The sequence below is a fragment of the Pseudomonas sp. UME65 genome (assembly GCF_014170225.1).
Lineage (GTDB): Bacteria > Pseudomonadota > Gammaproteobacteria > Pseudomonadales > Pseudomonadaceae > Aquipseudomonas > Aquipseudomonas protegens.
The window spans coordinates 960,912-976,076 of sequence record NZ_LZZQ01000016.1; the positions used below are offsets into that span (position 1 = coordinate 960,912).

Below are 15,165 nucleotides of genomic sequence, written 5' to 3' on the forward strand. Positions count from 1 at the left end.
ACGCTCCCCCTGGCGGAGAGCTCAATGGCCTGTCTGGTTATGCTTGGATAAGGATGATTCAACATGGCAAAGATTGAGGTTTTATCAGGTGATTTCCTGCAAGGCGCCGGCGAGTACCGGCACGGCACCTTCAGGCTCAAGACGGTATTCAACAGCAACGGCGTCGAGGTCAAGGCATCGGCCTTCAAGACACTGGAGATCGCCAGCGAAAGCCCCATCACCAACAAGGACGCCCTGGGCTACGGCATTGCCGGCGCCATGCTGTTGGGCCCGGTGGGCGCCCTGGCCGGGTACCTGATGGCGGGTACGGAAAACGAAGTGACCTTCATCGGCACCCTCAAGGATGGCCGGCAGTTGATGGCGGCCACCGATAGCGCGACCTACAAGGATATCTCCCAGCACTTGCTGCACTGATAATCCTCGTCGCTATATTCAGTGCTCATGACATCCCCATCTGTCATGGGCACTTTCTTTATATGAAACTTATATATATCCGCCTCTCGCATCAGCTAATTCCCACCCTTAGCTGAACCTCACCTGAAACTTCGTAACTGACCAATGATTCAGGGCAATTTAACCTTGACTCCAGCCCCCCTCCTGAGTAAATTGCGCGGGCCGGTAATTACGGCCCTTTGTTTAACTCACTAAAGAAGCCAATGGACACAGTATCTAGACGCTGTCTGGTCACTGCCGCTGCGCAGAGCCAGGCACTTAACCCTGAAAATGACGGGACTCGACTCCGCGGTCGGGTAAGCTGCGCTAGGGCTTGACGCTCCAACGTAACTTGCCTCCCCCGGAGCCAGTCCGGTCGCGAGGCAAATGTTATGCACTTCACTTCCTCTGTAATGCCAGGCGTTCGCGCCTTCGCCGCCACCATGCGGGTCAAGCTGTGCCGTGAGCCCAAGGTTCTGGCGCGCTCGCCGTTTTCTCGTGCCGCCCCCACCCCCTCGACCGCCCTGCGAGCCAATTGGCGCGTCTGCCCGATGACCGGGCAGTTGCAGCAACGCTGGAGCTTCGACGATAGCCAGGACCCGCAGAGTCGGGGCGCTGCCCTGCTCCTGCAGCAGGCCGGACTGATCTTCGGCCTGTACCTCGGGGCACGCAGCTCAGCCTGAACCAGCGGTAACTTTCCGTTGTTTGCAAACGAACTTTAAAAGTTTAAGTTCGGCGGCGTGCTAGTGCCTGTCAGTTAATAAAGTTACTGGAGAAAGTTATGGAAGAGGCCAGTAGTAGGTTCGCTGCCCATACAACTTCATTGTTTGGGCAGCGAACGTTAAAACCTGAAAAACGCCAAGATCAAAATCGATCGCTAACCTGCGGCTCGACATGTTTTCGCTCGCCTTTAATTAGTTGAGTGTTGCTGTGTCGTGCCGCAAGCAGGCGGCAGGAGCACAGACCATGACTGTAAAAACCCCAACTTCCCGCAACACCAGCGCCACCAGTGACAGCAACAAGCTGTCGATGCGTGCCGCCCGCGAAGCCCAGAACGGCCTGGCCGTCACCCTGGCCAACGTCAACTCCACCACCGCCGGCCTCACTGAACTGGATGCCGAGGGCCGCCTGCAACGGGACGGCCACAATGAGGTCGCCCACGACCGTCCGCCACACGCTCTGGTGCAGCTGCTCCAGGCTTTCAACAACCCTTTCATCTATGTGCTGATGACCCTGACCGGTATCAGTTTCTTCACCGACTTCTGGCTGCCGCTGCAGGCCGGCGAAGAAACCGATCTCACCGGGGTCATCATCGTCCTGGTGATGGTGCTGGCCAGCGGCCTGATGCGTTTCTGGCAGGAACACCGCTCGGCCAAGGCCGCCGAAGCGCTCAAGGCCATGGTACGGACCACCGCCGCCGTACTGCGCCGCGAGCAGATGGGCATGCAGGCCCGGGTGCGTGAAGTGCCGATGCGCGACCTGGTGGTGGGCGACATCATCCAGCTGTCCGCCGGTGACATGATCCCTGCCGATATCCGCCTGATCGAATCCCGCGACCTGTTCATCAGCCAGGCGGTGCTCACCGGCGAAGCCTTGCCGGTTGAAAAGTACGACACCCTGGGCGCCGTCCAGGAAAAGTCCGCCACCGCCCAGGCCGCCGATCAGCAAGACCTGCTGGACCTGCCGAACATCTGCTTCATGGGCACCAACGTGGTCAGCGGCACGGCCACCGCCGTGGTCGTGGCCACCGGCTCGCGCACCTACTTCGGTTCCCTGGCCCGCTCCATCGTCGGCTCCCGCACCCAGACCGCCTTCGACCGCGGGGTCAACAGCGTCAGCTGGCTGCTGATCCGCTTCATGCTGGTGATGGTGCCCATCGTTCTGCTGATCAACGGATTTGCCAAGGGCGACTGGGCCGAAGCCTTCATGTTCGCCCTGGCAGTGGCCGTCGGCCTGACCCCGGAAATGCTGCCGATGATCGTCAGCGCCAACCTGGCCAAGGGCGCCTCGGCCATGGCCAAGCGCAAGGTGGTGGTCAAGCGCCTCAACGCGATCCAGAACTTCGGCGCCATGGACGTGCTCTGCACCGACAAGACCGGCACCCTGACCCAGGACCGGATCATCCTCGAACATCACGTCGACATCAGCGGCAGCCGCTGCGATGAAGTGCTGCAACTGGCCTGGCTCAACAGCTACCACCAGAGCGGCATGAAGAACCTGATGGACCGCGCAGTGGTCAGCTTCGCCGAGGAGAACCCGCACTTCACCCCTCCTGCCGCCTGGCGCAAGGTGGATGAGCTGCCGTTCGACTTCGTCCGGCGGCGCCTGTCGGTCATCCTCGCCGATGCCCGCGGCCACCACCTGCTGGTGTGCAAGGGCGCGGTGGAGGAAATGCTGGAAACCGCCACTCGGGTCCGCAAGAACGGTGTCACCCAGACCATCGACGCTGCCCTGCGTGCCGAGTTGCTGCAACTGGCCGAAGACTACAACCGCGACGGTTTCCGCGTGCTGCTGGTGGGCACCCGTGACATCGCCCGGGACCAGATCAAGAACCAGTACAGCGCCAGCGACGAACGCGAGCTGGTGATCGAAGGCTTCCTGACCTTCCTCGATCCGCCGAAGGAAACCGCCGGCCCGGCGATTGCCGCCCTGCGCGACAACGGCGTCACCGTGAAGGTACTGACCGGTGACAACGCCATCGTCACCGCGAAGATCTGCCGCGAGGTCGGCCTGGAGGTCGGCGAGCCGCTGCTGGGTCGTGACATCGAGCGCATGGACGACGAAGTGCTGGGGCGCCTGGTGGAAGAGCGCACGGTATTTGCCAAGCTCACCCCACTGCAGAAGTCCCGGGTGCTCAAGGCATTGCAGGCCAACGGCCACACCGTGGGCTTTCTCGGCGACGGCATCAACGACGCTCCGGCGCTGCGCGATGCCGACGTCGGCATCTCGGTGGACAGCGGCACCGACATCGCCAAGGAATCGGCGGACATCATCCTCCTGGAAAAGAGCCTGATGGTGCTGGAGGAAGGGGTGATCAAGGGTCGCGAGACCTTCGGCAACATCATGAAGTACCTGAACATGACCGCCAGCTCCAACTTCGGCAACGTGTTCTCGGTGCTGGTGGCCAGTGCCTTCATTCCGTTCCTGCCGATGCTGGCGATCCACCTGCTGCTGCAGAACCTGATGTACGACTTCTCCCAGCTGGCCCTGCCGTGGGACAAGATGGACAAGGAATACCTGAGCAAGCCACGCAAGTGGGACGCCAAGAACATCGGGCGCTTCATGCTGTGGATCGGGCCGACCTCGTCGATCTTCGACATCACCACCTTTGCCCTGATGTGGTACGTGTTCGCCGCCAACAGCGTGGAAATGGCCGCCCTGTTCCAGTCCGGCTGGTTCATCGAAGGCCTGCTCTCCCAGACCCTGGTGGTGCACATGCTGCGCACCCGCAAGATCCCGTTCATCCAGAGCACCGCGGCACTGCCGGTCATGCTCGCCACGGGCCTGGTGATGGCACTGGGTATCTATGTGCCCTTCTCGCCTCTGGGCAGCATGGTCGGCCTGGTGCCGCTGCCATGGGAATACTTCCCTTGGCTGGTGGGTACCCTGCTCAGCTACTGCGTGGTCGCCCAGACCATGAAGACCCTGTACATCCGCCGCTTCAAGCAGTGGTTCTAAGGGCCTGAGCCCGGTGCGACCGCCCCACGGGGCGGTCGCACCAGATACAGCAAACCAACGATGCCACCGTCGGCGCGGCCAGCGCCCTGTCGACGGCGACGCTGTTCGCCCGAAAGGAGCATCGCCATGTTTTTCAAACCTTTTTCGCTGTTGCAACGCGGCCTGAAGGCCTTGCTGGTCTGCGGCCTGTGCGCCTGCGCCAGGCTGCTCGCCCGCCTGAGCATCCGCCTCTATGTGCGGGGCCTGCTGAGCGCCGTTGAAATGCGTTTCCTGCTGGGGTTCAGCGCCGCCATCACTCGCGCCTCGCTGCGCCTGGCGATTGCCTGAAACCTGTCACAGTCCCGGGAGAATACTCATGTCGGGCACTACTCTTCTGATCAACCTGGCCGGCGCCATCGCGCTGTTGCTGTGGGGCTCGCAGATGATCTGCGGCTCACTCCTGCGGGGCTTCGGCAGCCCGCTGCGGCACTGGCTCGGGCAACACCTGAACAACCGCTGGCTGGCGCTGCTGTGCGGCGTCGGCATCACCGGCGTGGTGCAAAGCAGCACTGCGGTGAGCCTGATGGCCAGCTCCTTCACCGCCGCCGGCACCCTGGGCCTGGCCCCGGCGCTGGCGGTGATGCTGGGGGCCAATATCGGCTCGACCCTGGTGGTCCAGCTGCTCAGCCTCGACCTCTCGCTGGCGGCACCTGTGGCATTGCTGGCGGGCTTCCTGTGCTTTCGCCTGCGGGACGATTCGCGCTTTGAAAGCATCGGCTGCGCACTGATCGGCCTGGGCCTGATGCTGCTGGCCCTGGGCATGCTCGGCGCGACCCTGGGGGCGGTGGAAGGCACCCCGGTGTTCCAGCTGGTGATGACCAGCCTCGACGGCGACCTGCTGCTGGCCCTGCTGGTGGCGCTGCTGCTGACCTGGATGTGCCACTCCAGCGTTGCCGTGGTGCTGCTGATCGCCTCGCTGGCCGGCACTGGGCTGCTGTCGCCGGCCACCAGCATGGCCCTGGTGCTGGGGGTCAACCTCGGCAGCACCCTGCCCTCGCTGCTCAGCGCCAGCGGCAACGTGGCCCGGCGCCTGCCCCTGGGCAACCTGCTGGTGCGCCTGTCGGGAGCGGCGCTGCTGATGCCCTGGATCGCCACCCTGGGCCAGTGGCACGTCATCGAGCAACTGCCTCCGGCACTGCTGGTGGTGGCCCTGCACACCGCCTTCAGCCTGGTGCTGGCGCTGCTGTTCATCGGTTTCACCGGGCCAATGGCCAAGCTGCTGACCCGGCTGCTGCCGGCCCCGGCCGCGGTGACCGACCCGGGCATGCCGCTGTACCTGGACGAAGCCGGCCTGGAAGTGGCTAATATCGGCCTGTCCAACGCCGCCCGCGAAGCCTTGCGCATGGCCGACATGCTCTCGGGCATGCTCGACCGGGTGCTGCAGCTGTTTCGCACCGCCAACCAGGCCAATGCCGATCAGGTGCGCCATATCGATCAGTCCCTGGACCTGCTCAGCGCGGCGATCCGCGCCTACCTGGCGGATATCGGCAAGGAAGGCATCAGCGACCAGGATGCCGACCGCTCCCAGGAAATCCTGCTGCTGGTGATCAACCTGGAACATGCCGGGGACATTCTCGCCACCAGCCTGGCGCACCTGGCCGCGCGGCGCTTGCGCCGTGGCGAGCCGTTTTCCGAGTTCGAGCTGAGCACCCTGTACCCGCTGCACCAGGAACTGCTGGACAGCCTGAGCCTGGCCATCACCGTGTTCCTGCGCGAAGACCTGCCCACCGCCCACCAACTGGTGGCGCGCAAGGAAAACGTACGGCGCCTGGAAGCCGCCGCCAGCCGCGAGCACTTTCGCAAGTTGCGCGAAGACCGTGGCGCCTGGGCCGAATCCGGGGACATTTTCCAGCGCTTGCTGCGCGACTACCGGCGGGTTCACCACCACATCGCCGCCCTGGCCTACCCGGCCCTGGAGCGCGCCGGTGAACGGGACATCGAGCACGCTTACCTCAACGAACCGCTGCCCGGCGAGACCAGCATCAGCCCGGTAAAGGAGAACAGCCCATGCGCGTCCTGATCTGCGCCGGCCGCTACTACGCCGACGACCGCCGGTGCCGCCAGGTCCTCGACGCCTTTCAGCGCCTGCATGAAACCCGCGTGGTGATTCATGGCGGCAGCCAGTTCCTCGGCGCCCATATCGAGGACTGGGCCCGGGACATCGGCGCCGACATCGTCCGCTACCCGCCCAACTGGCAACGCCATGGCAAGCACGCCGAACGCCTGCGCAACGCCTTCATGCTGGCCGACAGCCGCCCCGACATCGTCCTCGCCCTGCCCGGTGGGGAAGACACCGAAGAACTGCTGGCCCAGGCCCGGGCCCGGCAGATCCAGGTTCTGTCGATGGCCGACCAGTAAGCCTCCCAAGCCGCCACCCTCTGCACCGGCCCGCACGCCAGATGCACCGGTGCCCCAACCCAGAACGAGATCCGCCATGTCCAAGCACACCCCACATCGCCCCTCGCGTTCCAGCGCCTTTGGCCACCCTCTGCCTGCCGCGAAAAGCCGCATGCTCAAGCGCAACCTGCTGTTCCTCGCCCTCACCGCCAGCGCGACCGCCACCCTGGCCCTGTGCTCCAAGGCTCAGGCCGCCGGCGGCGCCTACGTGGTGGACGACGGCGCCATCAACGCTCCCGAGGAATGCAATGTCGATGTCTGGTACCAGAGCACCCGCCACCAGGGCTCCAGCCACACCAGCGTGGTGGCCCCGGCCTGCACCTTCAGCCAACTGCCCTGGGTGCAACTGGGGGCCGCGATGCAGCGCCAGCAGGCCGACGGCCAGGGCGAGACCCAGCTCAGCCCCCAAGTCAAGCTGGCCCTGCTGGACCGTGAAGACCTGGGCCTGCAACTGGCCCTGGCCGGCTCCGCCCACTGGGCCCTGAACCGCAGCCACAGCTTCGACGGTGGCGACCTCGCCCTGCCACTGACCTTCAGCCCTGTTGCGAGCCTGCGCCTGAACCTGAATGCCGGCTGGGCCCACGCCTATGACGACGGCGACCAGAGCCACCGCTGGGCCTGGGGCAGCGGGCTGGAGTACGACCTGGCCCAGAGCCTGACCCTGATTGCCGAGCGCTACGGCCAACGCGGCGGCGAACAGGGCTGGCAGGCAGGCCCGCGCCTGCACCTGGGCCAGCACCTGGACCTGGACCTGATCGTTGGCCAGCACCTGACCGAAGACCGCGATCGCTGGCTGAGCACCGGCGCGACCCTGCGCTTCTAACCCCCGAAAGCGCCCCACCTCTGTAGGAGCTGGCTTGCCAACGAAAGCGTCGGCAAGGGCGATGGAAGACTCAAGGGCCTCTTCGCCGGCAAGCCGGCTCCTACAGGGCCAGGAGTTGCGCGGTGCACTGGGCGATGCGGCGGCAGGCTTCGGCCAGCCGTTCGCGGTCCAGCACCAGGGCAATGCGGATGTGCCCGACCACGCTGGGGCCGAAGGCTTCGCCCGCCAGCACCGAAACCCCATAACCCTCCAGCAGTCGCTCGGCGAACGCCTGGGCGCCCAGCCCGGTGCGGCGTACGTCGACCATGACGAACATGCCGCCATCGGGCAGCACTGGCCGCAAGCCCGGGCACTGCCCGAGCAGCGTGCACACCAGGTCGCGGCGCTGGCGGTACTCCTCGCGCATCTGTGGCAGTTCCGGCAGTTCGCGGGTCAGCGCCACCACTGCCGCATTCTGGATGAAGTCCGGCAGGCCATAGAGCATGCACAGGGCCAGATTGCTCAGGTGCCCGACCAGCACCGGCGGAGCGATCACCCAGCCCACCCGCCAGCCGCTCATGGCATGGGACTTGGACAGGCTGTTGATGGTGGCGGTGCGCCCACCCATTCGCGGCAGACCGCCCGGGCTCAGGTGCTGGCCTTCGTACAGCAGGTCGCCGTAGACCTCGTCGGAAACCAGCCACAGGTCATGCTCCATGCACAACCGCGCCAGGACCTGCCAGTCATCAAGGGACAGGCTGGCCCCGGAGGGGTTGTTGGGGCTGTTGATGAGCATGGCCCGGGTCCGCGGGCTGATGCGCGCCGCCACTTCCTGCGGGTCCAGGCGAAAGCCCTGCTCGGCCCGTACCGGCACCGGCACCACGGTGGCGCCACAGGCACCGAACACCCCTTCGTAGGTGACGTACATGGGCTCGGCCACCAGCACCTCGTCCCCAGGGCCCAGCAGGCACTGGGCCACGGAGAACACCGCACACTGCGCCCCCGGCAGCACCACCACGTGCTCGGCATCGACGATCTGCCCGGTGCGCTGGTGGTGGCAACGGGCGATGCAACTGCGCAACGCCAGGTTGCCGCGCACGTCCGAATAGTGGGTGTCACCGGCCAGCAGGCTGTCGATGGCCGCCTGGACCACCGGCCGGGGGGTGTCGAAATCCGGATCGCCGATGGTCAGCAACAGCACATCGCGCCCCTGCTCGCGCAAGGCCAAAGCTCGGTAATGGATATCCCAGGCGGCGGAACCTTCTCCGGCAATCCGTTGGGTCAGGGCTGAATAGCGCATCGCTTTCTCCATGAAAGATGCTTCAGCCAGAACCCTAGGTGCTGGCGCGGCACTCGTCGAGCGAGCGCCAGCGCCGTTGGACGCTTAGATCACAAAACGCGCCACCAGAGCGTTCAGGTCCACCGCCAGGCGCGACAACTCATGGCTGGCGGCGCTGGTCTGGTTGGCCCCGGCCGCCGACTGGGTGGCCAGGTCGCGGATGTTCACCAGGTTGCGGTCCACCTCGCGGGACACCTGCGCCTGCTCTTCCGAGGCGCTGGCGATCACCAGGTTGCGCTCGTTGATCTGGTTGATGGATTCGGCAATCTGCTCCAGGGCCACGCCCGCGGCACGGGCCAGTTCCAGGGTGCTCTGGGTACGCTGGTTGCTCTGCTGCATCGACTCCACCGCGTCGCCCGTGCCGTTCTGGATGCCGGCCACCATCTTCTCGATTTCCTGGGTCGACTGGGCGGTCCGATGGGCCAGGGCCCGCACCTCGTCGGCCACCACCGCAAAGCCGCGCCCGGCCTCACCAGCACGAGCCGCCTCGATGGCCGCGTTGAGGGCCAGCAGGTTGGTCTGCTCGGCGATGGCCCGGATCACGTCCAGCACCTTGCCGATATCCCGGCCCTGGGTCGCCAGGCCTTCGATCATCACCGAGGTGCTCTGCACGTCGTGGGTCATGGTCTGGATCGCGTCCACGGTTTCCACCACCCGGTCGCGACCTTCGCGAGCGGCCTGGGTCGACTGCCGGGAAGCCTCGGAAGTGGACACCGCGTTGCGCGCCACCTCCTCCACCGCGGCGGTCATTTCGTTGACCGCGGTGGCCGCCTGTTCGATCTCGTTGTTCTGCTGCTGCAAGCCGCGGGAAGCCTCTTCAGTGACCGCGCTGAGTTCTTCCGAGGCCGAGGCCAGCTGGGTCGCCGAGCCGGCGATCTGCTCGATGGTGCGGCGCAGGCTGGCCTGCATCTCGGCCAGGGCCTGCAACAGCCGCGCCGGCTCGTCCTTGCCATCGACCTCGATGGCCTGGCGCAGGTTGCCGCCGGCGATCACCTGAGCGGCATTCAGGGCCCTGTTCAGGGGGGTGACGATGCTGCGGGTGAGCAACAGCGCCAGAACAATGGTCAGCAGCGCGGCAAGCACAGCCACCGCCACAATCCCGGCGATGGCGCTGCTGTAGTGCTCGCCGGCAGCCTTGGAAGCGCTCGTGGCATCAGCAGCGTTGATCGCGATCAGTTGGTTCAACTGCTCGCCCATCTGGTCTGTGCCTTCCTTGATCCGCGAATTGATCAGGCTGCGCATTTCATCCAGCTTGTTCTGGCGCGACAGTTCGAGCATCTCGTTCTGCGCCTGCAGGTAGTTGTCCAGGGTCGTAGCGAAGGTCTTGTACAACGCAGCCTCCTGCGGCCCCGCCGGCAAGGCCGCATAGCTGGCCTGGGCCTTTCTGGCGTTGTCCACCAGCACGCCGATGCGCGTCTGGGCTTCTGCCAGGCCTGCCGGCTCGCGGTTCACCAGCACACGGAAGGAAAGAATCCGCAGGCGCAGCACGTTCTCGGTGAGGTTGCCGAGAAAGCCGACACTGGGCAGCTGGTTGCTTTCCATGTCCATCGAGGCTTCGCGGATCACCGCCATGCGATTGACCGCAAACACCCCCAGCACCACGACCAGCAAGGCAATGAAGGCAAAACCGAGGAAAGCACGAGGGGCGATATTCAGGTTACGCAAGGACATAGGACGACTCTCGAGGGAGAACGGGCGACAGGCATCCATGCCGTTGAGCCGTCGGCGCATCAGGGGCTGTGCCGACGTGGGGCGCCGCGCTGTTGGAAGTCCGCGGGCCTGTCAGAGATATCGGCCGAACTTGAGCTTTCATATGGCTGATTGTTAAAAATATTTCTGAATGTGACCGGTGTATCACTGCTGATACAACACAACGCGAAGTGAATCGATAAAGCGCTACAGCATCGCCCCTCAGCCACCGTTTTCGACCCTGGCTCCGGCCACCCGCCTCCCTATGAAAAGTGCAATTCATTCGCCGGAAAAGCCATTTAGTCCATTCCCGCGGCTGCCCATCATGGCCCCAGTCAATAAAAACAACGCTGAGACTGGATATGAAACCTGAAGACTTTCGTGCCGCAACCGACCGCCCGCTGACCGGTGCCGAATACCTGGCCAGCCTGCGCGACGACCGTGAAATCTACATCTATGGCGACCGGGTCAAGGACGTCACCACCCACCCGGCCTTCCGCAACTCCGCGGCCTCCATGGCCCGCCTGTACGACGCCCTGCACGACCCGGCCACCAAGGAGCAACTGTGCTGGGACACCGACACCGGCAACGGCGGCTACACACACAAGTTCTTCCGTTCGGCGAAAAGCCCCGATGAACTGCGCCAGCAGCGCGACGCCATCGCCGACTGGTCGCGCCTGACCTATGGCTGGATGGGCCGCAGCCCCGACTACAAGGCCGCCTTCGGCAGCGCCCTGGGGGCCAACCCGGAGTTCTACGGGCGCTTCGCAGACAACGCCCGCACCTGGTACAAGCGCATCCAGGAAGCCTGCCTCTACCTCAACCACGCCATCGTCAACCCACCCATCGACCGCGACAAACCGGTGGATCAGGTCAAGGACGTGTTCATCTCGGTGGACGAGGAAGTCGAAGGCGGGATCATCGTCAGCGGCGCCAAGGTGGTGGCCACCAACTCGGCCCTGACCCACTACAACTTCGTCGGCCAGGGCTCGGCCCAGTTGCTGGGGGACAACACCGATTTCGCCCTGATGTTCATCGCACCGATGAACACCCGGGGCATGAAGCTGATCTGCCGCCCTTCCTATGAACTGCAGGCCGGCATGACCGGCTCGCCCTTCGACTACCCGCTGTCCAGCCGCTTCGACGAGAACGACGCGATCCTGATCATGGACAAGGTGTTCATCCCCTGGGAAAACGTGCTGATCTACCGCGATTTCGAGCGCTGCCGCCAATGGTTCCCCCAGGGCGGGTTCGGCCGCCTGTTCCCGATGCAGGGCTGCACCCGGCTGGCGGTGAAGCTCGATTTCATCACTGGCCTGCTGGTCAAGGCCCTGCAATGCACCGGTTCCCTGGAGTTTCGCGGGGTCCAGGCGCAGGTTGGCGAAGTGGTGGCCTGGCGCAACCTGTTCTGGTCCCTGACCGACGCCATGCATGGCAACGCCAGTGAATGGATGAACGGCGTCTACCTGCCCAGTACCCAGGCGCTGCAGGCTTACCGGGTCCTGGCGCCCCAGGCCTACACCGACATCAAGAAGATCATCGAGCAGGTGGTGGCCAGCGGCCTGATCTACCTGCCCTCCGGCTCCCGCGACCTCAAGGACCCGGTGCTCAACCAGTACCTCGGTACCTACTGCCGGGGCTCCGGGGGCATGGGCCACGAGGAGCGGATCAAGATCCTCAAGCTGCTGTGGGACGCCATCGGCACCGAATTCGGCGGCCGCCACGAGTTGTACGAGATCAACTACGCCGGCAGCCAGGACGAGATCCGCATGCAGTGCCTGCGCCACGCCCAGGCCAGCGGCTCGATGAAAGCCATGACCGACCTGGTGGACAAGTGCCTGGGGGACTACGACCTCGACGGCTGGACCGTGCCGCACCTGAGCAACCCGGATGACATCAACATGCTGGACCGCATCCGCCAATAGCCCACGCCACATGCAGGAGCGGGCTTGTGCAGGCGCTGGCTTGCCAGCGAAAACGCCCGCCAGAACGCCCAAGGCCCAGGCCCCTTCGTCGGCAAGCCGGCTCCTGCAGCGCAATGCCCTGCGTCCACGAGGAATTCGTCATGTCTGTACTCGACCCCAAGCAACTCGCCTTTCGCAACGCCATGGCGCACATGACCGCAGCGGTCAACGTCATCACCAGCAACGGCCCCGCCGGCCGCTGCGGCATCACCGCCACGGCGGTCTGCTCGGTCACCGACAGCCCGCCGACCCTGATGGTCTGCGTCAACCGCAACAGCGCCCTGAACCCGGTGTTCAAGGGCAACGGGCGGTTGTGCGTCAACGTCCTCAGCGGCGAACACGAAGAAGTGGCCCGGCACTTTGCCGGCATGACCGGCGTGGCCATGGACCAGCGCTTCGGCCTGCACCCCTGGCGCGACGGCCTGCAGGCCCTGCCGGTGCTGGAGGGCGCCCTGGCCAGCCTGCAGGGGCGCATCACCGAGGTCCAGGAAATCGGCACGCACTCGGTAATGCTGGTGGAACTGGATGAAATCGGCGTGCTGGAGCACGGCGACTCACTGGTGTACTTCAGCCGTTGCTTCCATCGCCTGGCCCACCCTTGCCGGGCGGCCTGACCCCTTCCCTCCTGGCCGTCATTTCCCGCGCCTGGATGCCCGCCGGCATCCGGGCCAAGGGCCACCTCCTGCATCTGTAGGATGGCGCGGCTCTTCCAAGCCATCGATACTCGAACCAGGCCCTGCCCACGTCCCCTGACGTACCGGTCCCAAACCCCTTCCGTGACGAAAACAATAACAACGTCGCACAGAGGTACAGACCCATGAACCACCCCGAGCGTGCCCCGGCCAGCCTGTTGCAGGCCTTCAGCGAACTGACCCTTGAACTGCAGCAACTGGCGCAGAACAGGGACATCGAAAACCTGCACCAGCATGCACTGGCGCGCATCAGCAGGCTCCTGCCCTTCGACAGCGCCTGGTGGGGCCGTGCCGCACTGGTGGATGGCCTGCCGGATGAACACAGCTGCTACCTGTACCGCCTGCCACCGAGCTACCTGCCGGACTGGCAATCGATCCGCCACATCGATGTCACGGTAAGCCGGGTCCACGAGGTGCCGGGCCGGGCGGTGATCGTCGACATGGCCGATCCGGACAACGGCCCCGGCCTCAACTGGCTGGGCCGCCAGTACAACATCGGCGAACTGCTGTGCGTGGTGCACATCGATCCCCACACCCACCTGAACAATCACCTGGCGCTGTACCGCGCCCCGGGAGCGCCGCGCTTCAACCAGGGCGACTGCCACCTGCTGAACAACCTGATGCTGCACCTGGTGGCCGCAGTGTCGGCCAACCAGATCCGCACCCTGGTGGCCATGCGCGAGAAACTCACCGGCCCGCGCAACCTGGCCCTGGCCGTGTGCGACCAGCGCGGCGTGCTGCAATGCGCCGAACGCGGCTTCGTCGACCTGCTGCTGCATGAATGGCCGCAGTGGAGCGGCCCGCAACTGCCCATGGCGCTGGACCCCGGCGGCTTCGAAGGCAAGTCCCTGCAGGTGGAATCCTCGGCGGTAGGCGACCTCTGCCTCCTGGCGGCCCGCAGCCGCAACCTGCTGCCCCGGCTCAGCCCACGGGAAAATGCCGTCGCCCAGTGCTTCGGCGAAGGCAAGACCTACAAGGAAGTGGCCCGGGACCTGGGCATGTCGCCCAACACCGTGCGCCATCACATTCGGGCCATCTACAGCAAGCTCGGGGTCAAGGACAAGGCCCGCATCGCCCAGTTGCTGCATGCCCCTCCCGGCTGATTCCGCCCCCTGACCACCCTTGATCAGTGCCGTCGAATGTGACGGCCACGGGCAGCCTTTGCCCTTTTTCCAGCCCCTGCCGTGTGCCGGCGAGCCGTTCGCCGAACAACAACTCCAACAAGAGACGCACCGCCCATGACCACGCCCGTGCCCCGCATCACCCTGGCCCTGACGGCTACCCTGGCCAGCCTTTCACTGAACGCCGCCGACCTCAATGCCCGGGACTTCTTCGCCGCCCCAGCGGGCACCAGCCTGGGCGTGCTGTACCTGCCCGCCACCCGCGCCGGTGATTTCCACGGCCCGGCCGACAGCACGGGCAAGGCCGAGCTGCGAGTCAATGCCATGGCCTACCGCCAAGTGTTCTTCAGCGACCTGTGCGGCACCCTCTGTACCCCGCAGTTCATCGTGCCCTTCGCCGATATCGACGCGCGCCTGCCCGGCGCCGAACGCCACACCGGCGAAAGCGGCTTTGGCGACCCCCAGGTGGGCGGCACGCTGTTCTTCATCAACCAGCCGCAAACCCGCACCTACAGCGGCCTGCTGACCCTGATCACGCTGCCCGTGGGCGAGTACCACGGGCGCAACCCCGACGTCTCCCCCGGGGCCAACCGCTGGGGCGCGACCTTTGTCTACAACTACACCCAGGGCCTGGGGGAAAAGTGGGTGCTGGAGGCCAACCTGGAAGCCCAGCTCTATGGCACCAACGACGACTACTTCGGCAGCGACCTCAAGCAGGACCCGCTCTACCGCCTGCAGGCCTTCGCCTCTTACGACTTCACCCCCGCCACCTATGGTGCCCTGCGCCTGATCCACGCCGATGGCGGCGAACTGCGGATCAACGACCGGCGCATCGACGACACCCACAAGCGCTACACCCAGGTCGGGTTCGAGCTCGGCCACTGGCTGGACAAGCAGAACCAGCTGATGTTCGGCCTGTCGCAGAACGTCGCCACCCAGAACGGCTTTGCCGGCACCGACGCCCTGCTGCGCCTGGTCCATGTGTTCTGACCCCTTTGCCTTAGGAGCCTGT

13 protein-coding genes and 1 pseudogene are annotated in these 15,165 nt (G+C 65.1%); 11 read left to right on the forward strand and 3 right to left on the reverse strand.

The features are described 5' to 3' along the window. Positions 1-63: 63 nt before the first annotated feature. The 7 genes from A9971_RS29485 (at position 64) to A9971_RS29515 (ending at position 7,369) form a co-directional block, all read left to right on the forward strand. On the forward strand, positions 64-414 hold the full coding sequence (locus A9971_RS29485; protein ID WP_011061629.1) for a hypothetical protein: 351 nt from the start codon (positions 64-66) through the stop codon (positions 412-414). Positions 415-824: 410 nt separating this feature from the next. Continuing rightward, entirely contained in the window at positions 825-1,115 is a 291-nt protein-coding gene (locus tag A9971_RS29490; protein WP_011061630.1) for a hypothetical protein, read from the forward strand. A 283-nt stretch (positions 1,116-1,398) separates the two neighbouring features. Then, positions 1,399-4,110 carry a magnesium-translocating P-type ATPase gene (gene mgtA / locus A9971_RS29495; RefSeq protein ID WP_047287087.1) on the forward strand — a complete coding sequence of 904 codons (2,712 nt, stop codon included), beginning with the start codon at positions 1,399-1,401 and terminating at the stop codon, positions 4,108-4,110. 126 nt (positions 4,111-4,236) lie between these two features. After that, complete coding sequence (locus tag A9971_RS29500) at positions 4,237-4,437, forward strand: hypothetical protein (protein ID WP_019095481.1); 201 nt, start codon at positions 4,237-4,239, stop codon at positions 4,435-4,437. A 28-nt stretch (positions 4,438-4,465) separates the two neighbouring features. Further along, positions 4,466-6,169, forward strand: a complete 1,704-nt coding sequence (locus A9971_RS29505; protein ID WP_011061633.1) for a Na/Pi cotransporter family protein — start codon at positions 4,466-4,468, stop codon at positions 6,167-6,169. After that, positions 6,157-6,507 carry a DUF2493 domain-containing protein gene (locus A9971_RS29510; protein WP_041752297.1) on the forward strand — a complete coding sequence of 117 codons (351 nt, stop codon included), beginning with the start codon at positions 6,157-6,159 and terminating at the stop codon, positions 6,505-6,507. Before A9971_RS29505 ends, A9971_RS29510 begins: the two co-directional genes overlap by 13 nt. Before the next feature lie 76 nt (positions 6,508-6,583). Next, entirely contained in the window at positions 6,584-7,369 is a 786-nt protein-coding gene (locus A9971_RS29515) for a hypothetical protein (protein ID WP_183000366.1), read from the forward strand. 100 nt (positions 7,370-7,469) lie between these two features. On the opposite strand, the gene A9971_RS29520 is transcribed toward A9971_RS29515, so the two are convergent. The 3 genes and pseudogenes from A9971_RS29520 to A9971_RS33390 all read right to left on the reverse strand — a co-directional run. Continuing rightward, entirely contained in the window at positions 7,470-8,648 is a 1,179-nt protein-coding gene (locus A9971_RS29520; RefSeq protein WP_015635859.1) for a pyridoxal phosphate-dependent aminotransferase, read from the reverse strand. Between the two features lie 84 nt (positions 8,649-8,732). Continuing rightward, the gene (locus A9971_RS33385) at positions 8,733-9,596 is read right to left on the reverse strand and encodes a methyl-accepting chemotaxis protein (protein ID WP_370059506.1); all 864 of its coding nucleotides are present in this window, start codon (positions 9,594-9,596) and stop codon (positions 8,733-8,735) included. After that, positions 9,591-10,418 (reverse strand): annotated as a pseudogene (locus A9971_RS33390) (MCP four helix bundle domain-containing protein); the annotation flags it as partial. The pseudogene A9971_RS33390 and the gene A9971_RS33385, both read right to left, overlap by 6 nt. Before the next feature lie 320 nt (positions 10,419-10,738). Between A9971_RS33390 and hpaB the strand changes: the two are divergent. The 4 genes from hpaB (at position 10,739) to A9971_RS29545 (ending at position 15,143) form a co-directional block, all read left to right on the forward strand. Next, positions 10,739-12,301, forward strand: a complete 1,563-nt coding sequence (gene hpaB, locus A9971_RS29530; RefSeq protein ID WP_015635861.1) for a 4-hydroxyphenylacetate 3-monooxygenase, oxygenase component — start codon at positions 10,739-10,741, stop codon at positions 12,299-12,301. 140 nt (positions 12,302-12,441) lie between these two features. Next, positions 12,442-12,954, forward strand: a complete 513-nt coding sequence (hpaC, locus tag A9971_RS29535; RefSeq protein WP_011061639.1) for a 4-hydroxyphenylacetate 3-monooxygenase, reductase component — start codon at positions 12,442-12,444, stop codon at positions 12,952-12,954. Positions 12,955-13,157: 203 nt separating this feature from the next. Beyond that, on the forward strand, positions 13,158-14,135 hold the full coding sequence (locus A9971_RS29540; RefSeq protein ID WP_011061640.1) for a helix-turn-helix transcriptional regulator: 978 nt from the start codon (positions 13,158-13,160) through the stop codon (positions 14,133-14,135). A 135-nt stretch (positions 14,136-14,270) separates the two neighbouring features. After that, positions 14,271-15,143 carry a transporter gene (locus tag A9971_RS29545; protein WP_015635863.1) on the forward strand — a complete coding sequence of 291 codons (873 nt, stop codon included), beginning with the start codon at positions 14,271-14,273 and terminating at the stop codon, positions 15,141-15,143. Positions 15,144-15,165: the final 22 nt, after the last annotated feature.